General features: G+C 47.1%; 25 protein-coding genes and 1 pseudogene. 7 read left to right on the top strand and 19 right to left on the bottom strand.

Annotated features, from left to right (window positions below; translation table 11 throughout):
* Nucleotides 1-63 precede the first annotated feature (63 nt).
* Nucleotides 64-141 (top strand): IS1-like element transposase, encoded by a 78-nt coding sequence (locus tag L975_RS18705; protein WP_369795318.1) that lies wholly within the window; start codon nt 64-66, stop codon nt 139-141.
* A gap of 986 nt (nt 142-1127) precedes the next feature.
* Here L975_RS18705 and L975_RS18100 read toward each other — a convergent pair.
* The 4 genes from L975_RS18100 to L975_RS06915 all read right to left on the bottom strand — a co-directional run bounded on the left by L975_RS18100 (nt 1128) and on the right by L975_RS06915 (nt 3421).
* Nucleotides 1128-1550 carry a DUF6201 family protein gene (locus tag L975_RS18100; protein WP_039046578.1) on the bottom strand — a complete coding sequence of 141 codons (423 nt, stop codon included), beginning with the start codon at nt 1548-1550 and terminating at the stop codon, nt 1128-1130.
* Between the two features lie 64 nt (nt 1551-1614).
* A complete protein-coding gene (locus tag L975_RS18095) occupies nt 1615-2034 on the bottom strand; it encodes a DUF6201 family protein (RefSeq protein ID WP_156121118.1) in 420 nt (139 codons plus the stop codon).
* Nucleotides 2031-2897 (bottom strand): DUF6402 family protein, encoded by an 867-nt coding sequence (locus L975_RS06920; RefSeq protein WP_039046579.1) that lies wholly within the window; start codon nt 2895-2897, stop codon nt 2031-2033. Before L975_RS06920 ends, L975_RS18095 begins: the two co-directional genes overlap by 4 nt.
* Complete coding sequence (locus tag L975_RS06915) at nt 2897-3421, bottom strand: type VI secretion system PAAR protein (RefSeq protein WP_047707873.1); 525 nt, start codon at nt 3419-3421, stop codon at nt 2897-2899. Before L975_RS06915 ends, L975_RS06920 begins: the two co-directional genes overlap by 1 nt.
* 600 nt (nt 3422-4021) lie before the next feature.
* Between L975_RS06915 and L975_RS17920 the strand changes: the two are divergent.
* A pseudogene (locus L975_RS17920) lies at nt 4022-4734 on the top strand (IS1 family transposase).
* Nucleotides 4735-4787: 53 nt separating this feature from the next.
* Here L975_RS17920 and L975_RS06905 read toward each other — a convergent pair.
* Both L975_RS06905 and L975_RS06900 read right to left on the bottom strand, forming a co-directional pair.
* Nucleotides 4788-5330 carry a hypothetical protein gene (locus L975_RS06905; protein ID WP_039045678.1) on the bottom strand — a complete coding sequence of 181 codons (543 nt, stop codon included), beginning with the start codon at nt 5328-5330 and terminating at the stop codon, nt 4788-4790.
* A 115-nt stretch (nt 5331-5445) separates the two neighbouring features.
* Nucleotides 5446-6162 (bottom strand): hypothetical protein, encoded by a 717-nt coding sequence (locus L975_RS06900; RefSeq protein ID WP_156121116.1) that lies wholly within the window; start codon nt 6160-6162, stop codon nt 5446-5448.
* Between the two features lie 465 nt (nt 6163-6627).
* On the opposite strand from L975_RS06900, the gene msrP reads away from it, so the two are divergent.
* Complete coding sequence (msrP, locus tag L975_RS06895) at nt 6628-7635, top strand: protein-methionine-sulfoxide reductase catalytic subunit MsrP (RefSeq protein ID WP_039045676.1); 1008 nt, start codon at nt 6628-6630, stop codon at nt 7633-7635.
* A 13-nt stretch (nt 7636-7648) separates the two neighbouring features.
* Nucleotides 7649-8248: a sulfite oxidase heme-binding subunit YedZ gene (locus tag L975_RS06890; protein ID WP_047707870.1), complete on the top strand. Its 600-nt coding sequence runs from the start codon at nt 7649-7651 to the stop codon at nt 8246-8248.
* 299 nt (nt 8249-8547) lie between these two features.
* On the opposite strand, the gene L975_RS06885 is transcribed toward L975_RS06890, so the two are convergent.
* Nucleotides 8548-9471, bottom strand: coding sequence for a LysR family transcriptional regulator (locus tag L975_RS06885; RefSeq protein WP_218185571.1), 924 nt, complete (start codon nt 9469-9471; stop codon nt 8548-8550).
* Between the two features lie 82 nt (nt 9472-9553).
* Here L975_RS06885 and L975_RS06880 point away from each other — a divergent pair, with 82 nt between their 5' ends.
* Complete coding sequence (locus tag L975_RS06880; RefSeq protein ID WP_047707866.1) at nt 9554-10537, top strand: MBL fold metallo-hydrolase; 984 nt, start codon at nt 9554-9556, stop codon at nt 10535-10537.
* A 68-nt stretch (nt 10538-10605) separates the two neighbouring features.
* Here the strand turns inward: L975_RS06880 and L975_RS06875 are convergent, their stop codons facing one another.
* Both L975_RS06875 and L975_RS06870 read right to left on the bottom strand, forming a co-directional pair.
* The gene (locus L975_RS06875; protein WP_047707864.1) at nt 10606-11106 is read right to left on the bottom strand and encodes a GNAT family N-acetyltransferase; all 501 of its coding nucleotides are present in this window, start codon (nt 11104-11106) and stop codon (nt 10606-10608) included.
* A gap of 63 nt (nt 11107-11169) precedes the next feature.
* Nucleotides 11170-11547 carry a hypothetical protein gene (locus tag L975_RS06870; protein WP_047707862.1) on the bottom strand — a complete coding sequence of 126 codons (378 nt, stop codon included), beginning with the start codon at nt 11545-11547 and terminating at the stop codon, nt 11170-11172.
* A gap of 524 nt (nt 11548-12071) precedes the next feature.
* Here L975_RS06870 and L975_RS06865 point away from each other — a divergent pair.
* Nucleotides 12072-12605 carry a cytochrome b gene (locus L975_RS06865; RefSeq protein ID WP_047707860.1) on the top strand — a complete coding sequence of 178 codons (534 nt, stop codon included), beginning with the start codon at nt 12072-12074 and terminating at the stop codon, nt 12603-12605.
* A 172-nt stretch (nt 12606-12777) separates the two neighbouring features.
* Here L975_RS06865 and yciH read toward each other — a convergent pair whose 3' ends face one another.
* The 9 genes from yciH to hisC form a co-directional block, all read right to left on the bottom strand.
* A complete protein-coding gene (yciH, locus tag L975_RS06860) occupies nt 12778-13101 on the bottom strand; it encodes a stress response translation initiation inhibitor YciH (protein ID WP_047707858.1) in 324 nt (107 codons plus the stop codon).
* A 41-nt stretch (nt 13102-13142) separates the two neighbouring features.
* The gene (pyrF, locus tag L975_RS06855; RefSeq protein WP_039045669.1) at nt 13143-13850 is read right to left on the bottom strand and encodes an orotidine-5'-phosphate decarboxylase; all 708 of its coding nucleotides are present in this window, start codon (nt 13848-13850) and stop codon (nt 13143-13145) included.
* Nucleotides 13851-14004: 154 nt separating this feature from the next.
* Nucleotides 14005-15174 carry a lipopolysaccharide assembly protein LapB gene (gene lapB, locus L975_RS06850; RefSeq protein WP_039045668.1) on the bottom strand — a complete coding sequence of 390 codons (1170 nt, stop codon included), beginning with the start codon at nt 15172-15174 and terminating at the stop codon, nt 14005-14007.
* Nucleotides 15174-15488: a LapA family protein gene (locus tag L975_RS06845; RefSeq protein ID WP_010864029.1), complete on the bottom strand. Its 315-nt coding sequence runs from the start codon at nt 15486-15488 to the stop codon at nt 15174-15176. The genes lapB and L975_RS06845 overlap by 1 nt, the downstream gene beginning before the upstream one ends.
* A 161-nt stretch (nt 15489-15649) precedes the next feature.
* Entirely contained in the window at nt 15650-15937 is a 288-nt protein-coding gene (ihfB, locus tag L975_RS06840; RefSeq protein ID WP_010864030.1) for an integration host factor subunit beta, read from the bottom strand.
* Nucleotides 15938-16004: 67 nt separating this feature from the next.
* Nucleotides 16005-17675, bottom strand: coding sequence for a 30S ribosomal protein S1 (gene rpsA / locus L975_RS06835; RefSeq protein WP_010864031.1), 1671 nt, complete (start codon nt 17673-17675; stop codon nt 16005-16007).
* Nucleotides 17676-17825: 150 nt separating this feature from the next.
* Entirely contained in the window at nt 17826-18506 is a 681-nt protein-coding gene (gene cmk, locus L975_RS06830; RefSeq protein ID WP_039045667.1) for a (d)CMP kinase, read from the bottom strand.
* Nucleotides 18507-18813: 307 nt separating this feature from the next.
* The gene (gene aroA / locus L975_RS06825) at nt 18814-20115 is read right to left on the bottom strand and encodes a 3-phosphoshikimate 1-carboxyvinyltransferase (protein ID WP_047707856.1); all 1302 of its coding nucleotides are present in this window, start codon (nt 20113-20115) and stop codon (nt 18814-18816) included.
* Nucleotides 20116-20207: 92 nt separating this feature from the next.
* Nucleotides 20208-21311, bottom strand: coding sequence for a histidinol-phosphate transaminase (gene hisC, locus L975_RS06820; RefSeq protein WP_047707854.1), 1104 nt, complete (start codon nt 21309-21311; stop codon nt 20208-20210).
* Nucleotides 21312-21661: 350 nt separating this feature from the next.
* Between hisC and gndA the strand changes: the two genes are divergently transcribed.
* Nucleotides 21662-23086 (top strand): NADP-dependent phosphogluconate dehydrogenase, encoded by a 1425-nt coding sequence (gndA, locus tag L975_RS06815; protein WP_047707853.1) that lies wholly within the window; start codon nt 21662-21664, stop codon nt 23084-23086.
* A gap of 110 nt (nt 23087-23196) precedes the next feature.
* Here the strand turns inward: gndA and serC are convergent, their stop codons facing one another.
* On the bottom strand, nt 23197-24285 hold the full coding sequence (gene serC, locus L975_RS06810) for a 3-phosphoserine/phosphohydroxythreonine transaminase (protein WP_047707851.1): 1089 nt from the start codon (nt 24283-24285) through the stop codon (nt 23197-23199).
* Nucleotides 24286-24558 lie beyond the last annotated feature (273 nt).

Here is a 24558-nt window from a genome sequence, read left to right as displayed (position 1 = left end):
TATATCAAAAATAAAGGTGGTAACTCTAAATTAGTCTTGTATTATTTGTTTTTTGGATAAGAAGTGGCAATGAACGGCTCCGGATGCTGTGACACCGCCCGAGCCCTTGGCACCAGTCTTAATACCGCCCACCCCATCTAAAAAATGAGACCGAAACAGCTGGTGCAATACGTTTAGCTTGGTTATGGATTCCAAAGTGAGTAGAGCAATTTTCCTCTCAAAATCAGAAGAAACACAAGGTAATATCATCGATGGGTATCTGACGAGCAATCATTGACACTAACTTACAATCAATACCAAGAAAGCTATTGCAACTGGTTATAAAGTCTTTATTTGGAGCTATTAAATAATGGTGGGTAGACTTTTAGTTATATTACTAAGTTTTTTCTCTTGCGTGGCCAATGCTAAGTTTAGCCCGTACATTGGTTATTGGTCTGTCAATTGCGGTGGGTTTGGTGGCAATGTAATCGTGTCTGATATGGGTGAGGTCAGAGTAAATATTAATGATAACAACCTATTAATTTCTGCGAAATTAATGGAGTTAACAAAAAACTCTTCTGAGCTGTTTTTTTCGATATATTGGAGTCAAGAAATGAAAAGATCGATTGGTCATCTATTTCCCTAGATAAACCAATTGCTAAATTGACTGTGAATGATGGAGTTCTTGTCGTTAATTGGTTTGGTTTTTTTGACATGAAGAAGAAAGAGTATGTGTGGAACACACAGCCTGATTTTATAGTGGGCAAAAAGAACAATAAAAACACCATCATGAAAAAGTGTATTTTTTAGTGAGCTCTAAGGATTTATAACTTTACAGATATAGAGTTATTCCTGTTCAGCGACTTCTGATTTACTGTTCTTTTCATGCTTCATGTGCAGCGTGGTATAGAAGATGTAGAGCTTCGGATTACGGGTATTCGAATAGTCGATAGTCGCCTGAGAAAAAAGTTTTCCCATTTACTGAATGGCTCTGACTGAAGACAAACTTAGCCATATCAGTGATTTTACTCTTCAACTTAGACTTATCTTATTCACTAACACCGTCGTACGTTTGGTCAATCGGCTGATTGTAGTCCTTGGACTTGAAAGCCTGCGTAACGTAGTCATTAGTCAGCTGATGGAGGAATTCAGTGAAATACACCGAACAGCAAACTCCACCACCGCTTATGTGTCGTGCTGATGCTGAATTCACCATCGTATTCATCATCAAGTACAAGGAAGCTATCCTTATCAAGACCTGTTGCTTCGCCAGGAAAGATAAAACCAGCATTACTCCATGGCCAATAGCATGCAAATGGGGATGATTGCCCTATATAATCTCCATTGGAGCCGTACAAAACAAAATACTTCGGCGCCCATTCCTTAGCAAAAAGACAATATATACCTATAGGATTAACTGGATATACAGACTTCAAATAAACCTTATATTTACCATCATCTGACTCAATGCTCACTGGAGGCTTTTCATCAAGAAAGTTCAGTGACACATGCGCGAGCAGCAACCAATAAGTCACAACTAGGCCACCAAAACACGAGGCTAACTTCCTCACAAACAAACTCCCTCTTAACTAAGTGGTAGATTTAGGCTGAAATGAAATTTTCACAACTCATCCATCAATAAAATAAACCAAACCACCAACTCCACCATCGTTTATTCTTAATTCCGATATTTAGCTCGCCATTATTACTATCATCAAGAACAACAAATCCGTCATCCCCATAGGCTTTCGCTTCATTAGGAAATAGAAAATAGCCAGCAGTCCAGTGGCCATAACATGAAAAAGGTGATGATTGCCCTATGTAATTATTTTCAGCATCATACAAGGAGAAATATATTGGTGACTCTGTAGTTAAAAAGCAGTACCAACCTATAGGGTTAACTGGATACATATCATTTATAGTGACTCTATACTGCCCGTCTTCTGAAAACCTGACTATTTCAGGGGGAGAGTCTAAAAAATTCAAAGAAACATGAGCAAGCGTGAACCAATACATTGCACACAGAAAAAATACAATTACAGATAAAATTTTCACAAGTAAATTATCCGTTGATTAGGAAGTGGATTTAACCAGAGGACATCTGAGAATACAATAAAATCGCCTCCCGCATTATGTTTATCTTGCCAGTTACGAAAATCACTATTGTAGATCGGCACAAATCCACTCCATTCACGAGCTAATATCCCAAATAAAGCTGAGCCATACGAAGCAAGGTATGCTGTAGTCCCTGCTTTGGTTAGCACTCCATTCTTACTCCATACACCAAGAGGCTCAGATATGTATTTTCCCTCATCAACAAAATCGTATGTGTCTTTGAGGTATACACCAACCCTATCTACAAAAAAGGCTGGCCGCCCATGATGAGCCCCAGAATAGCCGCTTACCGCAAATTTCAAACTTGCATTACCAATAGCTCCATACCAATCATCAATTGTATCCAATAACCCACCAACCCCGATCGTATTCACCTGCGCGGTTGCATCCAGCACCCTAGCACTATCACTCATTCCAAGAGGTATACGCATGTTTGCAGAATAACCAGCACGTATCAATCTTTGACGTAACAGTTTTATTCCCGCAGTTGAATTCCATGCTTTCATTTTCTCCTGCAGCTTACCTTGGATGTATGGCAGTGCCCACGCCATTTTAACTATCGTATCGTTAACTCGATCTTCTGGTATCAGCCTTGCATCACCAGTAATAAACTTATCTTTTATATCCTTCGTAAATTTAAATGCAGGAGTAATGCTAAACCAGTGCCTCATTAACTGAGGTGCAACCTTCCAGCCCATTTTATCCATTGCATCAGGAATTTGATCTAGGTGGAAAATGTCGACCTTAACATCCTGACCTTTTGTATTAACACTTGGCGATAACTTTGTACTAGCAACAGTCATTATCTAAGTCCTATTTTTGTTTGAAAAACATAATCAAGTGTCAGGTTATCTTCAGTCTCACCTTTTACTTTTGATGTTTTACCATTTGCATCAACCATCCCCTCAACTAATCCCTTTGAAGAAGTCATGCCATAAGCCAAATGTTCAAATGGAGCGTCGGTCTCACAATCCATTATGCAAAAGTGCTCATCAAACAAGCTAGCAAGATTTAATGGAGTGGCTACCGATGGGGCCATGTCACCAATAATCACCGAACTACCGCCGATAATGACTCCGCCACACCAAACTTTACTCCCCGTTAATGCCGCAGGCTTACCGTTAAAAAAAACGGTCGTTGAACCCGTAGTTATCGCGCGATCATGGGGCGGACTGCCGGGTTTAGCATGTGGTTCTAGCGCATCACCCACTCTGGCTGCGGGCTTACTGTCAATGATGATATCTTGCGAACCTTCGATTATAAGCGTTGGAGGGAATCCGTCATGGTCGGTACCAATATCTCCTATCGTGGCGGCTTTTTTAGACATTGCCCTTCCTCATTAGCTCCAATTTACGGCTATTATAAGCCGCACGATTTTCCCTATGAAAATTGGCGGCCACTCTCAGTGCCCTATACTTCTTCTGCGCGATCTTCGCTGCAGCTATAATGGCTATAACTACTCTCGCGACATACCTAGATTCATAGCATTGCGAGCACCTTAAGCAAAACTTACGCCATATAAAAATTCGTTTATAAACAATACTTTAATCAACCCCTCTTATGCAGAGTTCAACCGAGCAAGAACCTGCTTAAAACAGATCAAATATGTTGCAATTATTGCTCAAAAGGATAAATACACTGAGTTCTGAGCAAGTTATTGCTCAGAGTGGTTGAAGTGACTGGAATGACTCATACCAATTATCCACCAGCTTTTACCGGCAAGTATCCAAGGCTGAATGTTGAGTGTTAAAAACAAAAAAAGGCCCTCAAGCCGGGAGAAGCTCAAAGGCTGCAAAACCACGGGATCTTGGAGAGAAAGAACGTGGAGCTAAATTGCGTTTTACTTAATCAGGTTAGGAAATATAGGGTCATGTATTCAACTTGGAGATTGCCTGATAACCTGCTTGTTTTTCTCAGAGAGTTCATAATGGCTAAGGTCGATATGAAGTGCCCACTTTGTCAGCAAATAGAACCCGTGAAAAGCATGGGTTGGGAACCACCGTACTTCAACGTTACCGCAGTCAAGCTTGTTGCCGTAGCTTTTAACTCGAATATGAATACCGAGCCTGCCAGCAGGGCATAAAAGCACAGCTTATTGAGCTTGCAATGAATAATGCAGGGATACGAGATACTGCGCATGTACTAACCATTAGTCTCAATGTTGTTGTACGAACATTAAAAACTCTCGCCACGATGAATAACATCATCTCCGATGGCTCATGCTGATGTGGCGCTTATCTGTGAGCTTGACGAACAATGGAACTTTATCGGTAGTAAGGCGCGACGGCACTGGTTTTGGTACGTGCACAACACAAAAACAAGTGGTGTACTAACCTACAACTTTTGGTCCACGAACCGATTCAACCAGCAGTGAATTACTGGCTCTTCTCACTCCCTTTAACAACTCCCTTTAACATCGGTATGCTAACCACAGATGAATGGGGCTTCTATTCTAGAGAGTTTCCTAAAGAGAAGCACTTGACCGGCAAGATCTTTACTCAGCGTATTGAGCGCAACAATCTAACTCTAAGAACTCGAATCGAGCGTCTAGCTAGTAGAAGCATCTGCATCTCCCGCTCTGCTAAACTTCATGAAAAAGCCATTGGAGCTTTTATCGAAAATACATATTCTACTAATTAATTGGATACATCACCCTAAACATTTAGCGAGTTTCTTCACTAATTCTTAACTCTCTAATGGACATAAGCCTCATAGCAATATGGCTCGCCATTTTTATCTAACTTCCTTTTAGAAAGAAATTTAATGGTTACAATCTTATTGAGTTTCCACATATGAAAAGGTCGTTCTTGCGTACAGGTGTATGTAACTAAATTCACTTTATCAATGAATGTAATTTCAAGCACGTCGTATCCATCATCCTTAGAGCCGCCATCGCCCAACATAGCATTGTCGGCATCCAAAACGATAATCTCTTTGTATGGCCCAATGTATATATTGCTTTGAGCTTTATCATATAATCGGTAAGAGGACAGCTGCACGGTAGTCGTTCTTAGTTTGGGTTCAGATAGAACTATCTCAATCCCGACGTTACCTATAACCTCTTTTGGCGATGGCTTATATACCTCAACCATGGTTTCATCTTTCATTAGGCTCGCAAAATCACTGGCTGACCATACTTGTTTATTAAATGCTCCCATCCCATTACCCTTGAACATGAACTCGGCACATAAGAGCAACACCATAAAAATAATTGCTATCCACATTTTCTTTTTCATGACCATGTTCCATCAGACTTATACTTTAAGACTACACTAAAACCACATGCTGCCTTAAAAAGTCGGCTCACTGCGGATTTATAGCCACCAGCAATTACTCCACAAATGTCATCCATTACCTGTTAACCTTAATTTTTTCTGACACCTCATGAATCTGGTAGTTTGGCGTGCGTACTCTCACATCTTTATAAATCTGCTTAAAATTATAATATGCGCAATGAACCAACATATGATTGCAGATATCACTATCTCGGCCGAAAATTTCTATTGAGAAACCCTTACTATCAACCATTAACTCCCCGCAGCCTTCGGTAAATAGCATGCCAATATGCCGATGTTTTTCTCGTACATCGACAAATCGTAGACCGCCCCAACATGCCAAAGCCAAAATAGCAGGAAGAGGTCCATATAAACCGTAAAGTGAATAACCCATAAACGGAAGCGCTATTGATAATGCAATGACAACATAGCCAAGCGATTTTTGCATTAAATCTTTTCTAATGAAATAAATCCCTTTATCTGTCATTGAGTAATGTATTAGTTCAGTATCATCGAGAAAGTAGCAAAGGCAACCTAAAAGGATACCGTTTCCGTACAAAACGAGAATAGTAATAAGACCTGCGCCTAGCCAATCAAAGATAGCACCCAAAATCATTAATAAAAGAGCAAGACTCAATGCAAGCACACCTCGATGCGGTCTTGGTATCTCTGCAATCCAAGCATGGATAACCGGTTCATTTTGTAGAGTGAGATATTCATTATTAGCATAACTGCCGGTATGAGATCCATTAACACCTAAATTACTCGGAATCACTTCTTCAGTTTCTTTCATTCGCATTATCACTTACTCATCATCCGTAATACCTATCATATCGTACTCGTTACCTCACGCTTTAATTATATAAAAATCTAGGTGACCCATCACTATCGCATTAACAGAATCAACACATGCGCTCACACCAATGAGTCAGATACTTCGCCATACTTTTCCCGTGGTGACGTTTAGCATCTAAAATTGCCGAACATACTCAACATTGATACGCATGGTATTATTTTTGAGACGAACAGTGCACCATCAAAAATTTAGCTGAGATAGATTACTTACAAAACACTATCAGCTGATCATACTATTGCGAACGTGGCTATACAGCGTTTTACACCTCGCTTACCGTGTAAGCCGTGACGTGAAGAGTGGCGGGTTTGCTGCAGTGGCACTGGATATGTCACTCGATTCTGCGACGTGAAACGTACACGCACATCACTTTGAGCCATCACCAAAACATGAAGGAATGTCAGGATGCCGAAACGTAAATTTTGGGGCGTAAAAGAAAACGATGTCACGCCTGAGCACATTTTTAAGCAACGCCGAGATATCCTAATTAAACTTGGGATCACCGCGCTCACCGCTCCGCTAGCCACAAACGCACAAGCCAGCGTTTTAGATCTCCTTTCCGGTAAGGAGAAAGCGAATTCAGATAACCGCTTACCACTAGAATATACTCGTGCTAAAGACACATTATTAAAAGATATGCTCACGCCAGAAGATAAGATTCTGACTTACAATAACTTTTATGAATTTGGAACATCCAAAACAGATCCAGCGGAATTGGCGACTAACTTCAAAACATCGCCCTGGGAGCTACAAATCGATGGATTAGTTGATAACCCCATAAAGCTTTATCATGAAGACATCTTGAGCAAATTCGATATTGAAGAAAGAATTTACCGGCTACGCTGTGTAGAGGCGTGGTCAATGAATATCCCTTGGCTCGGTTTTCCGTTATCTGAGCTGCTTAAACTTGCACAACCAAAATCAACCGCCAAGTATGTCGCATTTCAAACGCTCTATGCACCCGAACAAATGCCTGGACAACGTAATGGCTACCTCGGTGGCGGCATAGACTACCCCTACACCGAAGGATTACGTCTTGACGAAGCCCTGCATCCGCTGACCATTATGTCTGTCGGGTTGTATGGAAAAACGCTATCACCACAAAATGGAGCACCAATTCGCCTTATCGTCCCCTGGAAGTATGGGTTTAAGAGCATCAAATCCGTGGTAAAAATCACATTAACTGATAAGCAACCCACCACATCATGGAATAAATTAGCTCCACATGAATACGGCTTTTATGCCAATGTAAATCCGAATGTAGACCATCCACGCTGGAGCCAAGCCAGTGAGCGCTTCATTGGTAAAGGTGGCCTATTCAGCAGCCAACGAAAAAAGACATTATTGTTTAATGGCTATGCCGAGCAGGTTGCTCATCTGTATCAAGGCATGGATCTACGGGAATATTTTTGATGAGACTGTTTTGATGAAACTGCAGAAAAAAACGCTCTCTATCATCACGCACGGCATATCGGTGCTCGTGTTTTGCTATCTATTTTATTTACTCACTATTGGTGGATTTGGTTCCGATCCGATAAAAGAATTGGAGCACTTCACCGGGAAAGTAGCCATTAACTACATTTTCATTATCATCCTTATTCCAATTATATCGAAAGTAATCCATTGGCCTAATTTATTCACTCAATTAAAAGCACTAGGACTCTATTGCTTTACATGGGCGACACTCCACCTATCTATCTATATTACTTTTGACCTTGGGTTCGACATTGCGCTGTTTTTTAATGAGTTAACCGCTAGACTATACTTAGCCATCGGTAGTATCTGCTGGCTAATTCTATTACTGATGGCGTTAACGTCATCGAAAAAAGCGCAGCGTATACTTGGCAAGTACTGGGGCTATCTTCATAAACTCATTTATATCGCCACCATATTGACACCAATTCACTATATCATGGCTGTTAAATCAGGAAAAACTGAGGCTTACATATATCTTACTATTGCGTTATTGGTATGCACGTACAAAGTTATATCCGAATATAAATTAAAAGAACGAAGTCAAGCCTAAAGCCTATTGGCTAGGCTAAAGTGAATTATCGCCACCACAACAACCACAACAAGAAGGTGAAAAGTCAGTTTTACTCGTTATCGCTGCAACATCCATGATCTCTCCTCGCTTAACGATGGATGACGCAAAAGGCCATACTTGATGATCCATGCCGACGGCGGTGAACTCCTAACTTGAGGAATCATCCCCTAAGTGGTAGCACATTCTCATCCTGCAGTCGTTTGGCTGCAGGATAGTTCGCTCATACTGCGCGAGGGCTCTGTAGCCTAACCATCCAGCCGGCAACGATCTCTTTTAGTCTATAAAAAACACGTTTGTAGATATTCACCAAGTGCGCGAACTTTAGGCACACCACGTCGCTCGACAGGATATAGAAAGCACAATGTCTTCGACGGAATAACAAACTCTGACAGCAAACAACGCAGCGTTCCTCTCGCCAAATCTTGCTTTACCGATGATAGTGGCTGCAAACTGATCCCCGCCCCATGTAGTGTAGCTTCTTTTAATGCAGGCCAGCTATTTACCGTCAGACGGCTACGCGGATAATGCTGAAACTGTGCAGTCCCTTTTTGAAAATGCCAGCACTCAATACCAGACCAATTGCCATGCAAACACGCATGGGCTTGAAGATCATCAGGATGAAGCGGCGTGCCATAGTGGTCAAGATAAGACGGTGCAGCACACAAGCAAAACTGCTGCTCCACAAGAGGCAGAGAAATCAGGTGCGAGTCTGATTCAGTGGGAACACGAATAACAACGTCAAAACCTTCTTCCACCGCATCAATCTGACGATTAGACAAATATAGCTCTACACTGATATCGCGATATTGCTCTAAAAATGCGGTAAGCAAAGGCATTAACTGGTGCTGACCAAAACTCAACGGCGCGGCCAAGCGCAATTTTCCTCTCGGGGTTGCCATCAATGCCTGAGTCAGATTTTTAGTGCCTTCCACTTCCGCTAATAGCACCTTGCATCGCTCATAAAAAATCAGTCCCGCTTCGGTCATACTCTGCTGGCGCGTCGTCTTACTCACTAAACGCGCCCCAATCCACGACTCTAGCATACGAATATGGCGACCAACCATCTGCGCACTCATACCGAGTCTGTCTGCCGCTGCCGCATAAGAGCCTTCATCCATGGCCAAAAGAAAAACTTCCATACTCCGTAATTTATCCATCTCTCCGCTCAATCCGATTCGAAACCATAAGGTTTGAATATACAAACCAAAGACACATTTATCACAAAATATTTTTGAGTGACACTTCAGCTTTCTAGTGCGGAGAGAGAAATAGCAGGAACACGTCATGAAGAAATATTGGTGCAAAATCGTCGTCGGAACCGCCTTATCCTGTATAGCGACGATAGCTTGGGCAGAGCAACCACAGCCATCGGCAGACTCAACTTTCCGTGTCACCCTACTCGGTACAGGAACGCCGCAACCACAGGCTTACCGAGGCGGATATAGCACACTGATTGAAGCCGGACAGCAAAAGCTCGTTTTCGATTTCGGACGCGATGCGGCGACACGACTGTGGCAAATGCATATCCCACTTGGTCAGGTGAATGCATTTTTTCTGACTCATTTTCATTCTGATCACACCGTTGGCCTTGCCGACTTGTGGTTAACCGGCTGGCTACAGCCCCCTTATGGTAGACGGACACAACCCATGGCGCTGTATGGTCCAAAGGGGATAGCGACTCTCGCCAGCGGGCTACAGCAGGCTTATGCCACAGACATCGGTATTCGTCATAAAGATGAAGGCACACCTTTAGACGGAGTGAAAATCGATGCCATAACCATTCAACCGGGTAAGGTATACGATAAAGGTGGCGTTCAGGTGATCGCGTTTAATAATGACCATGGTGTGAATATCAAGCCGTCTTTTGGCTATAAGATCATCTATAAAGGCCATACGGTGGTCCTTTCTGGCGATACTCGGTATAGCCATGAAGTCGTCAAACAAGCGCAGCATGCTGACCTGCTTGTCCATTGTGTGTCACTCACATCCGCAGAAGCACTGCGTGAGCATCCCGCCTATAAAGCGGTTGCAGGCCATCTGTCATCACCACAAGATGCTGCGCGTGTATTTGCGGAGTCAAAACCCAAATTGGCCGTCTTTAGTCATATTGGGCTCAACGGCAATGTCTCAGAAAAGGATATCGCCAATATTGTTGAGCAGCGCTATTCAGGCCCATTTGTAATTGGTGAAGACCTCATGCATTTTGATATTCCAACACAGTCCTCCAACGGATCCATTGCTATTTGGAAAACGGCAGCACATGAATAGGCTCAATATGGCAGCGTCTATTGCTGCCATATTCGGCAAGTCGTAATGACATGGCGTTGAGCTCGCAATTACTCAACAGAGCGCTTTTCCATCAGAAAGTTGGTAAGCACTTGTCCGTTAATGGCGACCTGCTGCTCTTTGACGACGCGAAATCCAAAACGCTCAAAAAAGGGCTTGGCCGTAATGCTAACATGCGAGTAAAAGCGAGTAATACCTCGCTGATGGCCAATAGCCAGAATATGTGCCATCAATGCCCGCCCAACACCTTGTCGCTGGTGCTGAGAATGGCAAAAGAAATGATCAATGTACCCATCGTCCTGTAGATCAGCAAAACCGACTGCTTTCCCCTCTAGCTCCACGATAAAAGGGGGCATTGCATCAATACGTGTTTGCCAAACGTCCCGATCCAAACTGGCCGGAGCCCACGCACACAGTTGAGCTTGTGTATAGTCGGCGCTATTTACCGCATGAATAGTGTCATGCTTCAGTTGCCACAAACTCTTCGCATCACTTGGCGCATACATCCGTATTTTCATGACGCTCACCGCTCTCCATAATTTCAGCGACATAAGCCTTGCGGCGTTGATTTACTCTGAACACTACCATTATCAAATTTTGATTATAAACGGATGCTAGCGGCACGTTGCGTTCCCTAACACCATTTCTACATGATGATGGCCATTGTAAGCTGAGGTAAGTTCGCCCACGCAGGTCAGTGCTTTACCCATCGATTGCTGCCTTAGCTTTTCATTATCGGCAAATTCAGCCAAGCTCAACTGAATACGTTGGATACCGTCAGCATCCGGTTGGTATTCCATCTCTTCATCCCCGCCAGAGACACACACCGCCTGCGGTAATTTAAGCAGCAGTGCCGTCTCACTCGACTCAGCATCTTCCAGCGCAAATGTTTGACTATATAGAGTACCGCTAAACTCTGGTTTCGCATAAGAGATGCACTGACTAGCCCAACATCCCTGAGAAAACGCCATTAACAATGCAATACGCTTCATGTACACCCTTGTTGAATTTTATACTTTCACTGACTGCATGCCATGATTAAACCGCAGTCATTGCCCAAAGCAAATAACTCACTTTACCTAACATACTAAAGACCACAACAACAGACTTAACGTCATAGCCAACAATTACTGCTCAGCGCCGAATTCCATGCCGTATTTATTATTATGCTGATTTATTATTGAGTCAGCCTAAATAAGCTGATGTTGGGATAATTTCAGCTCATCTCACCATCACGGAGCATCACATTTATTTACAATCTAGCGGGGTAAATCATTACATTGCTTAGTGAGTAACGCCCTGCTCTTCCGCTATAGTCTTAGAGCTATCGACATTTCTGTTGTATTTACTCTTCCTTTACTCCGCCAGCCTTTGGGCTGGTCTTTTTTTCGCACCATGCATGCAGCAGAAAATGCGCAGAGTATAAACAGCAGCATTCATAGTCTTAATTCATATCAGCCGCTAGGTTACGATATGTTAATCTCAAAAATATCTTGGATAACACCGAACTGCCATTATGACTCGTTTTAGTAAATCTCAAATTGCGCTGCACTGGCTGACCTTGTTGCTGATCTTACTTGCTTATCTCTCAATTGAGTTTCGTGGGGTGTTTGTAAAAAACTCACCGGCCTATTTGCTGATGCGCGAAATCCACTATAACTGCGGCGTGCTAGTCTGGGCGCTGATGCTAGTACGCGTCGTATTGCGCCATTTACTGCCCGATCCCGCTATCATCCCCACACCACCACGCTGGCAACATCTGGCTGCGAAGTTGATGTATCTGGCCCTTTACCTGTGGTTTATCGCCCTGCCGGTTCTTGGTGTATTGCTAATGGCCTATGGGGATAAGAGCTGGTCTTTCCTCGGCTTTCCGATTACACCGTGGGTCACGCCAGATCCGGCCACAAAATCATTTCTCAAGGAATGGCATGAAACATTGGCCAATATTGGCTATGCGCTCATCGGGCTGCATGCTACGGCTGCGCTCTATCATCATTACATCATCAAAGATAATGCCTTGCTGCTCATGATGCCGAAAAAGAAATCATAAGATAGGGAACTGCGGAGTACTGCAATCACACTGCGCACAATACCAGCCAACATACGCTAAAAACCTAAAACAAAGTCCGCCGATTGGCGGACTTTACTCTTATTACTGCAATACACACTGAAATCGCGTCTCCGCGTCTTATCGCTGCATCACAATGGCATGCGGTTAAGCATCAGCCTCCGGCCAATTTCACCTTCATGCCTTTGGCTTCCAGCAGCTGTTTGATCAGATCCCGCTTATCGCCTTGGATTTCAATCATGCCGTCTTTCAACGTACCGCCACAGCCACACTTTTTCTTTAACTCAGCAACCAGCTTAGACAGCTCGGCATCCGGCAAATCAACCCCCGTGATCACACATACGCCTTTACCTTTACGGCCGCTGGTTTGGCGCTGAATACGCACCACCCCATCCCCTTTCGGGCGGCTAACCACGGGAGCCTCTTCTTTAATTCGCCCCGTTTCGGTCGAATACACCAGACGAGAATTATCATTCATACTTCAGTTGCTCCTGTCCGGATAGCAAAAACAAAGCGCTATTATGCCAGAGACAGACGGATATTCCGCAATGTCTGTGCCGGATCCGCAGATTGAGTAACCGGACGACCAATCACCATATAATCTACGCCAGCAGCCACCGCCTGTTTCGGAGTCATGATCCGGCGCTGATCGCCCACGTCACTGCCTTCCGGGCGGATCCCAGGGGTGATCAGTTTAAACTCTTGGCCACATGTGGCTTTAAGCAGACTGGCTTCATGTGCCGAGCACACCACACCATCAAGACCGGCGCGCGCCGTCAATTGCGCTAAACGTTGCACGTGCTCTGCAGGCGACACTGAAATCCCAATACCCGCCAGATCCGAGGCTTCCATGCTCGTCAATACCGTGACAGCAATCAGCAGTGGCGCATCTTTGCCATAAGGCTGCAACGCTTCACGCGCCGCCACCATCATGCGCTCGCCACCACTGGCGTGCACATTGACCATCCACACACCCAGCTCTGCTGCCGCGGCAACGGCATGCGCACAGGTGTTCGGGATGTCATGAAACTTCAGATCCAAGAACACATCAAAGCCACGCTGCTGCAGCGCACGCACGAAGTCCGGACCAAACAAGGTAAACATCTCTTTACCGACTTTCAGGCGGCAATCGTTCGGATCGATACGGTCGACAAATGCCAACGCCGCATTTTGATCCGCATAATCCAGAGCAACAATAATGTTTTTTTCAGTCACATCGGAGAGCATGTTTTATCCTTTTTCCCATCAATCACACTAGCAAGCCCTGCGTATACCGTGCTCAGTAGACGCAGATAAAAAAACAGCAGCCCATACAGGCTGCTGTAAATAAAAATAACGACCGGCCAACATATGACCGGACATGCGATAAGCGTGAACGCACTTACTCACCATCCAACCCTCGGATTGGTTTCACGGTCGCCCAACTGCGACAAGATGGACAGTGCCAATACAGTGCATGCGAGGTAAAACCACACTTACGGCAACGGTAGCGCGGTTTAGTGCTAATTTGTTCGGCCACCATCCGCTGCAACGACGACAAACTCTCTTTAGCTCGGCCATCTTCAGCCTCAGCCAAGTGATACTGCATCAGACGATGGAATAAACGCATCGTTGGATGGCGCATCAACTCACGGTTGATATAGGTTTGAGCAACCTCAAGGCCTTCTTTTTGCTCTAGCATGTCGGCCAACATTAACTCGGCCATCGCGCCGGCATTAGCATCGGTACAACGCATTAAGAAACTTTGCAGCAGATCTGGTCGGTCAATGGCCTGATAACACTCTTTCAGCATCGGCAGCGCTTCGGGGATAAAATCGATATCCTGCTCCAAAATGCGCTCCAGCTCATTGGCTGCTTTTTGCCACTGCTCGCTCGACATCCACAACCGCCCCAACATCAAAGAGACGCGGGCACAATTACGATCGGCTTGGCCGGCTTTTTTCAGCAGCGCAAAGGCTTTATCGCAATCATTGTCGGCCATCGCCTGCAGCGTCAGCTCACAATAAAAATGGGCAATATCGGTATTAAGGCGCGTTTTACCCAGCTTAATCAGTTTTTCGGCTACGGTAATGGCTTTCGCCCATTCACGGGTAGCCTGATAGATAGTCAGCAGCTGCTGCAGCGCTGACTCACGAAAATCCGGTTCGTCCACCAATTGACTGAACATATCTTCGGCGCGGTCATATAAGCCAGCCGCCAGATAGTCCTTACCCAACTGCTGCATCGCCAGCAAACGTTGGTCGAAAGTCAACGTGGCATTTTCCACCAAGGCTTGGTGAATACGAATAGCTCGGTCAACTTCACCGCGCGAGCGAAACAGATTACCGAGTGTGAGGTGTGCTTCTACCGTACCACTGTCTTCCTTGAGCATATCAAGAAACAGATCAACGGCTTTATCCTGCTGATTGGAAAGCAGGAAGTTAACGCCGGCAACATACTCGCGCGAAAGACGGTTAACTTCCTGTTGTTCATCTTGCCGAGCACTTCTGCGCCCCATATACCAGCCATAGGCAGCGGCTATTGGCAGCAACAGAAACAACAGCTCAAGCATTACTTGTCCTTATGTTCTGGCTCGGTCGTCGCCACAGTGGTGGAAGCAGCTTGCTGATCCAACTGTTGTTGCTGACGTTTAATCTGACGATGAGCACGGCTGAGGTTAAAACGTACACGGATATAAAACAGGCCGCAAATGATCCAGCCCAGAACAAAACCGGTGCCAAATAGCATAGCCAATAAGGAAGAAAGGCGGAACTGTCCTTCAGCCAATAAATAGTTAAAAGTCACCAGTTCTTCATTTTGGGCACCCAGTGTGACCCCTATGATGAAGACAACCAGCGCAGCTAAAAAACCTAAGAGATATTTCACATCAGTATCCTCTGTGCGGTCACAAATTCATGTGAATTATGCCAAAAAATAGGGTATCACAGCCACTGCGCGATATCGCGCATGATCTCAAAAATACACCTTTCGCACAAAAGAAAACGGCATCCCGAAGGATGCCGTTTATTATTTATCCGTATTGCGCCTTACTGAGCGTAAATATTAACCCGCTCACGTAATTCTTTGCCGGGTTTAAAGTGCGGAACCTGTTTACCTTCGAGTTCAACTTTCTCTCCGGTTTTCGGGTTACGCCCGACACGCGGCGCGCGATAGTGCAGCGAGAAACTGCCAAAGCCACGGATTTCGATACGTTCGCCGTTAGCGAGTGTATCACCCATATGATCCAACATCTCTTTGATCGCATCCTCAACCACTTTGGCAGAAAGATGAGATTGCTGAGTAGTAAGTCTTTCAATTAATTCAGACTTCGTCATAGGCCCTCCGAGGGTGGCTTATTCGCTTTACCATCAGGCGGTCAGCTGACCGCCTGAGTACGGTTAATTATTCGCCTTTAGCTGCTTTGAATGCTTCAGCCATAGCGTTACCGAACGCAGCATCATCTTGCTTGTTCAGAGTAGCCATTGCTTCGCTTTCTTCAGCCTGGTCTTTAGCGCGAACAGACAGGTTTACAACGCGGTTCTTACGGTCAACACCGGTGAACTTCGCTTCAACTTCGTCGCCAACGCTCAGAACCAGAGTAGCGTCTTCTACGCGGTCACGAGATGCTTCAGAAGCACGCAGGTAGCCTTCAACGCCGTCAGTCAGTTCAACAGTAGCGCCTTTTGCATCAACTGCAGTTACTTTACCAGTAACGATAGCACCTTTCTTGTAAACAGACATGAAGTTGTTGAACGGATCTTCTTCCAGTTGCTTAACGCCCAGAGAGATACGCTCGCGCTCTGCATCAACTTGCAGAACTACTGCTGCGATTTCGTCGCCTTTCTTGAATTCACGAACTGCTTCTTCGCCTGCTACGTTCCAGGAGATGTCAGACAGGTGAACCAGGCCGTCGATGCCGCCTTCCAGACCGATGAAGATACCGAAGTCAGTGATTGACTTGATCTTACCTTCTACGCGATCGCCCTTAGCGTGGGTTTCTGCGAACAGCTGCCATGGGTTAGATTTGCACTGCTTCAGACCCAGGGAGATACGACGACGCTCTTCGTCGATGTCCAGAACCATAACTTCAACAACATCACCCACGTTAACAACTTTAGATGGGTGGATGTTCTTGTTGGTCCAATCCATTTCGGATACGTGTACCAGACCTTCAACGCCTTCTTCGATTTCTACGAAGCAGCCGTAATCAGTCAGGTTGGTCACACGACCAGTCAGGCGAGTACCTTCTGGGTAACGCTTAGCGATAGCTACCCATGGATCTTCACCCAGCTGCTTCAGGCCCAGAGAAACACGAGTACGCTCGCGGTCGAACTTCAGCACTTTAACAGTGATTTCGTCGCCAACGTTCACGATTTCGCTTGGATGCTTAACGCGCTTCCACGCCATATCAGTGATGTGCAGCAGGCCGTCAACACCGCCCAGATCAACGAATGCACCGTAGTCAGTCAGGTTCTTAACGATACCCTTAACTTCCATGCCTTCTTGCAGGTTTTCCAGCAGCTGATCGCGCTCTTGGCTGTTTTCAGATTCGATAACGGCACGGCGAGAAACAACAACGTTGTTACGCTTCTGGTCCAGCTTGATTACTTTGAACTCAAGCTCTTTGTATTCCAGGTGAGTAGTGTCACGAACTGGACGAACGTCTACCAGAGAACCTGGCAGGAACGCACGGATACCGTTCAGTTCTACAGTGAAACCACCTTTCACCTTGCCGTTGATCACACCGATAACGGTAGCAGCTTCTTCGTATGCTTTTTCCAGCATCAGCCAAGCTTCGTGGCGCTTAGCTTTCTCACGAGACAGCTGAGTTTCACCGAAGCCGTCTTCTACTGCGTCCAGTGCTACGTCAACTTCGTCACCGACGTTGATTTCCAGCTCACCCTGGGCGTTCTTGAACTGTTCTGCTGGAATAGCAGATTCTGACTTCAGGCCAGCATCAACCAGAACGATGCCGTTCTGAATAGCGATAACAGTACCACGAACGATAGAACCTGGACGAGTTTCCAGTTCTTTCAGGGACTCTTCAAAGAGTTGAGCAAAAGATTCAGTCATGTTTATTAATCTTCACTAATGAAAGATAACTACCATCTAGCATCCGGCTAAATGGGGTTGCTTCAAAATAGCTCGCCGCATCCATGCAGTTTGCTTCTGTATCTAGCCAATAATAACAAAAAAATGCGGCGCGATGCCAAAGATTCTGCCTTAAAAGTGCAAGGTTTCTTTGATATGGTGCATCGCGGCGGCAATCACTTGCTCAATTGGCATTTCAGTCGAATCCAGTACCAGTGCGTCTGGTGCCGCTTTCAGCGGTGCGACAGCGCGGTTGCGATCGCGATAGTCACGTTCGCGGATCTCGGCCAAAAGGTGTTCAAAGTTAACATCAAACCCTTTGCCCTGCAACTGCAACATACGGCGGTTGGCACGCTCTTCAGCACTGGCGTCAAGAAATATTTTCACCGGCGCATCTGGGAAGACCACGGTTCCCATGTCACGACCATCGGCAATCAGGCCTGGCGCGGCGCGAAACGCACGCTGGCGGCGCAGTAACGCTTCGCGCACACGTGGAAAGGCCGCGGCACGGGAGGCGGTATTACCCACAGTTTCAGTGCGGATATCGTTCGAGACATCCTCACCTTCTAAGATCACGCGGATCTGGCCATCAACCGATTTGAACTGCACATCTAAGTGCGCCGCCAATGGAACTAGCGCCTCTTCAGACTCGATATCCACATGATGATGCAGTGCGGCCATCGCCAACACGCGATAAATTGCGCCGGAATCGAGCAGATGCCAGCCCAGTTGCTCAGCCAGTGCCTTACACAGCGTGCCTTTACCTGCACCGCTTGGCCCGTCGACTGTGATCACCGGGGTTGTGTCTGACATAGCATCCTCCGTTAAGTATAAGTGGGGTAGCACAGAGCAGGAAGTTCTGCCCTGTCTGACTCTGCGCGCAATTATACGGGAAAAGCGCCGTCAACCGAATGCTTTCTCTGTACCGAATGTAAATAACACGCCATGCCACATTACAGGGTGCGGTTGCCCCTATGGCAACAAAACATCAAACCATACAAACGACTACAGAAAAAAGAAAACCGCGTCAGTGCGCTGCCTAAGTCAGCAGGCAAGCACCGCGCGGTCAGTGGTAGGCTAGTGATGTTACAGCGCTGAATAAGCCACTGGCGAAATGCAATTAATCTGCTTGCACCAACATTTGTAGCCGAGTGAAGTAGTCAGGGAAGGTTTTCGAGGTACAACCCGGGTCTAAAATCGTGACCGGTGTATCCGACAACGCCACCAGCGAAAAACACATCGCCATACGGTGATCGTTATAAGTTGCAATCTCGGCATGCTGCAAGTGCGTCGGAGGAACAATACGAATGTAATCGTGCCCCTCTTCCACTTCAGCCCCCACTTTACGCAGCTCTGCGGCCATTGCAGCCAGTCGATCGGTTTCTTTTACCCGCCAGTTGTAAACATTACGGATACAGGTTTCGCCATCGGCAAACAGCGCCGCAGTAGCAATGGTCATGGCTGCATCCGGAATATGGTTCAAATCCAGATCCACGCCGTTTAAGCTGCCACGCTCACACTCGACATAATCATCGGCCCAGCGAATATGCGCGCCCATTTTTTCCAGCACATCGGCAAAACGTACATCGCCTTGCACACTGCGTCGGCCAATACCGGTCACCCGCACTGTGCCGCCACGAATGGCTGCCGCCGCCAGAAAATAGGAAGCCGACGAGGCATCGCCTTCGACCAGATAATCCCCCGGCGATACATACTGCTGCTGACCACGGATATGGAACACTTGATAATTTTCGTGGCGCACCTGCACACCGAAAACCGCCATGATATGCAGCGTGATATCGATATACGGCTTAGACACCAGCTCACCGCGAATATGCAGCTCGGTATCGCCGCTAAAAAGTGGTGCAGCCATTAAAAAGGCGGTCAGGAACTGACTGGAGACCGAACCATCAATCTCTACTCGTCCACCTTGCAAGGTATTGCCTTGGATCAGTAGCGGTGGATAGTGTTCTTGTTCCAGATAAGTGATGTTAGCGCCAGCTTGGCGGAGCGCATCCACCAGATGGCCAATAGGGCGCTCTTTCATGCGCGGCTCACCGGTTAGGATCACTTCACCGCGCCCTGCGCACAGCGCTGCGGTCAACGGGCGCATAGCAGTGCCTGCGTTACCCAAAAACAGTGTCAGTGGGCTGTTGTCTGGCGATGTAGGAACAGTAAACACCTGCCCTAATCCATCCACTTCACACACTGTGCGATCAGCGGAGAGACGATAAGAAACACCCAGCGCGCTGAGGGCATTGAGCATATGCCGCACATCATCGCTATCGAGCAAATTGGTCAATCGGGTGGTGCCGCGAGCCAGTGCGGCCAGTAATAAGGCGCGGTTAGATACACTTTTTGAACCGGGCAAATTGACCGTGCCGTTTACACGTTGAATCGGTTGTAACGTCAGCGATTCCATAGCAATTACTCTGCTCTCCTGCGGTTATTTTTCTGGCTACGTAGGCCTAATACATAGTAAGCCGAATATATAGTGGGCCGAATACATGAAAATTAGCGAAATAAGACTTCGTCTAAGGCATCCATAAAGCGCTGGTTTTCCTGCGCCAGACCGATGCTGACCCGCAAGTGATCAGGCATACCGTAACCAGCAATTGGACGGACAATCACGCCGCGAGCCAGTAATTGTTGGTATACCGGCCCAGCCGGACGCCCCATATCAATGGTGAGGAAGTTACCGGAAGACGGAATGTACGCCAAGCCGCGCGCCTGACAGTACTCCGTTAGCTGCGCCATACCTCGGCGATTAGTCTCAACGGCAGCAGCCAGATACTCGGCATCATCCAATACCGTTTGTGCCGCCAACAAGGCTAAGGTATTGCAGTTAAACGGCTGACGCAGGCGATTCATTAAACCAGCCACCCGCGGATCGGATACCGAGTACCCAACGCGCAACCCAGCCAAACCATACGCTTTAGAGAAGGTGCGGCAAACGACCAGATTCGGGAAACGCTTCACCCACGCAAATGAGGGCGAGCGCAGGCTCGGCTCAACATACTCGGTATAGGCTTCATCCAGCACCACCATGACATGCGCTGGCACTTGCTGTAAGAAGGCATCTAACGCTTCAGCGCTTAAAAACGTACCGGTTGGATTATTGGGGTTGGCAATAAAAATAAGCTTAGTACGCTCAGTGATCGCCGCAGCCATCGCGGTCAAATCGTGTCCCCACTCGGAGGCTGGAACCACCACAGCTTTGGCATTCAGCGCCTGCACCACGAGAGGATAAACGATAAAGGCATGCTCGGCATAAATGACTTCGTCTTGCTCGCTGACAAACACGCGCGCAATCAACTCCAGCAAATCATTGGAGCCATTACCCAGTGTCAGCTGCGCTTCATCCACGCCAAAACGCTCCGCCAGTGCTTGCTTGAGATAAAAACCGTTAGCATCGGGATAACGGGTCAGTCCGGACAATTCGGCGGTTAATGCCTGCTGTACGCTGGCGGCTAACCCGAGCGGGTTTTCATTCGAGGCCAGCTTCACAATGTTACTGATCCCAAGCTCCCGCTCCAGCTCTTCCACCGGCTTGCCCGCCTGATACGGCGACAATGCGCGAATCCCAAGATTTGCCAGTGCGGTAAAATCACATCCCATTACGTCTCTCCTTGTGTCCGGACTATCAATCCTGCCTGTGCTTATCACTTTGTTATATCGGGTTCTCCGCAAACTGGCGAGCATAATTGTGTCTATCCGGTTACACGTCCGGCCACTGCCTGCGGTTGCTGACGCTGCGTCTTAGTTGCTGGTGACGGGTCACACAAGAGGATTGATAGGTTATCTATATGATTGTTATAGGCAAAACCGATTTGTCTCATTTATTAACTTATTGAGAATAGATAGCAATTACATTTTGTGATATTGATCAATTATCGACGGTTGCGTGTGCATAGGCATGCAGACCTGTTAGGTACAGGATAGGTACGGAATACGAGGCAAACGATAAAATGAATCAACAACAAGTAGGCGTGATCGGCATGGCCGTCATGGGCAGTAATCTGGCACGTAATCTGGCCAGCCGCGGCTTTTCCGTCGCCGTGTTCAATCGCTCTTATCAGAAAACCCAAGAAGTCGTCACCTCACATCCGGAAGCGGGGCTGGTGCCTTATGCTTCACTGGCCGACTTTGTCGCGGCGCTAGAGCGCCCACGCAAAATCATTTTGATGGTAAAAGCAGGCGAAGCGACCGATGACACCATCGCCGGTTTGCTGCCTTTACTGACCGCTGGCGATATCCTGATTGACGGCGGTAATACCTATTTTAAAGATACCGAGCGCCGTGCGGCGGAGCTCGCTGAGCACGGGATCAACTTCATTGGCACCGGCATTTCCGGTGGTGAAGAAGGCGCGCTGCGCGGCCCATCTATCATGCCAAGTGGCGATAAAGAGGCCTACCAGCACGTTGCACCAATCTTAGGCAAAATTGCCGCCCAATATGAAGGCGAACCGTGCGTGACATACATCGGCACCGGTGGCTCAGGTCACTATGTGAAGATGGTGCACAATGGCATCGAATACGGCGACATGCAGCTGATCGCCGAAGCTTACGCGCTGCTCAAATACGGCGTCGGGCTTAATAATGAGCAGATGGCCGATATTTTCACTGAGTGGAATAAAGGTGAGCTTAACAGCTATCTGATTGAGATCACGGCGGATATTCTACGCAAAAAAGACAGCCTGACTGGCGAGTATCTGATTGATGTCATTTTGGATGCCGCGGGCAATAAAGGCACCGGTAAGTGGACCAGCCAAAGTGCCTTGGATTTAGGTACGCCGCTGAGCCTGATCACCGAATCGGTTTTTGCCCGTTATATTTCTGCGCTGAAAGAAGAGCGCGTGAAAGCCAGCCGCATTCTGACCGGTCCTGTCGCGCCACAGTTAAGCGGGAAAACTGACGATCTGATTGAGCAAATCCGTCAAGGTTTGTACCTGAGTAAGATCATCTCCTACGCACAAGGCTTTGCGCAGTTGGATGCAGCCTCCCGTGAATACGGCTGGGATCTGCAACTGGGTGAGATCGCCAAAATCTTCCGAGCAGGCTGTATTATTCGTGCACAGTTCCTGCAGAAAATCAGCGAAGCCTATGAGGGCAACCTGAAGCCAGAAAACCTGCTGTTAGCACCATACTTCCAGCAAGCAGCTGAACGCTATCAAGCGTCGTTGCGCAATATCACCGCGCAGGCGATTTTACACGGCGTCGCGGCTCCTACCTTCTCGGCCGCGATTGCGTACTATGATAGCTACCGCAGCGCAGTGTTACCGGCCAACCTGATTCAGGCCCAGCGTGATTACTTTGGCGCGCACACTTATAAGCGTTTAGATCGTGAAGGGATTTACCACACTTCCGATTGGAACGTGGCTGACACAGAGTAAAGATCGCACACTAAGCACGTAGACTTTCTTGGGTTTGAGAACAAAAAAAGCGCTGTTACACAGCGCTTTTTTATTATCGGTTATACTCGCTAGCAAGTAACGGCGAGCTATTAACCACGATGGCGCTGAGCAAAGTCATCCATAAAGGCGACTAATGCCTGCACACCTTCAACGGGCATGGCATTGTAGATAGACGCGCGCATACCACCAACGATGCGGTGACCTTTCAGCGCATGCAGACCAGCAGCAAATGACTCTTCCAAGAACACTTTATCCAGCTCGGCAGATGGCAACGTGAACGGCACGTTCATCCATGAGCGGTTATCAGGGTGTACGTCATTGTGGTAAAAATCAGACTGATCGATATAGCCGTACAGCAATTCGGCTTTGGCCTGATTGCGTTTAGCCATCGCAGACAAACCGCCCTGCTCTTTGAGCCAGCGGAACACCAGACCGGACAGATACCATGCGAATGTTGGCGGTGTGTTGTACATGGAATCGTTATCGGCCAGCACTTTGTAGCCCAGCACCGATGGCAGCACGTCGCGCGCCCGATCCAGTAAATCATCACGCACAATCACCAAGGTCAAACCGGATGGCCCGATGTTTTTCTGCGCGCCAGCATAAATCACGCCGTAACGGCTCACATCAATCGGACGCGATAAAATCGTAGATGACATATCGGCCACCACAATTTTGTCGCCAAAATCCGGCTCTTCATGGATTTCCAGACCATCGATGGTTTCGTTCGGGCAGTAATGCACAAACGCGGCATCATCCGACAATGTCCATTCACGCATCGGCTTCACCGCACGCAAACCGTCACGACGCTCGGTGATATCAATCACATTGGGCTGGCAGTATTTACCGGCTTCTTTGATGGCACTGTGCGCCCAGTAACCACCATCCAGATAATCGGCGCGGGTCTTATCCCCCAGCAGATTCAATGGCACCGCCGCAAACTGAGCGCGCGCGCCACCTTGGCAGAACAGCACCTTGTAGTTATCTGGAATTGCCAACAAATCACGCAGATCTTGCTCCGCCTGCGCCGCCACCGCCATAAACTGCTTACTGCGGTGACTGATTTCCATCACCGAGGTTCCCAGATCATGCCAATTCAGCAGCTCTTTCTGAGCAATCTGCAATACGTCGGCGGGCAGCATGGCCGGGCCGGCACTGAAATTAAACACCTGTTGCATATTACGCGCATTCCCCGTGTTAGTTTCAACGTTCCCTATACGATTGAGCGGTTGTATCACTCAGCCAATCTTCATGCAAATGGTTTAAAGGTGCGCAGAGCTGGGCTTAGCCGCATGACTGCGCAGATAACGCACGAGCATGCTAACTATGACGATAGGTCAGTTCTACTTTCGCGCATCGCCGATGTAGAGATTTCTACTATAGTGTTAGAGGTTACACAGGCCTCGTCACTGAGAATGTTGTCCAGCGAGGTGGTTATCGTCATTACCGCT

Origin of the sequence: Plesiomonas sp. ZOR0011 (assembly GCF_000800945.1) — a bacterium.
Taxonomy (GTDB): domain Bacteria; phylum Pseudomonadota; class Gammaproteobacteria; order Enterobacterales; family CAMTGL01; genus Plesiomonas; species Plesiomonas shigelloides.
Note: the sequence above shows the minus strand (reverse complement) of the source record. Positions and strands in the feature narration are given on the sequence as shown.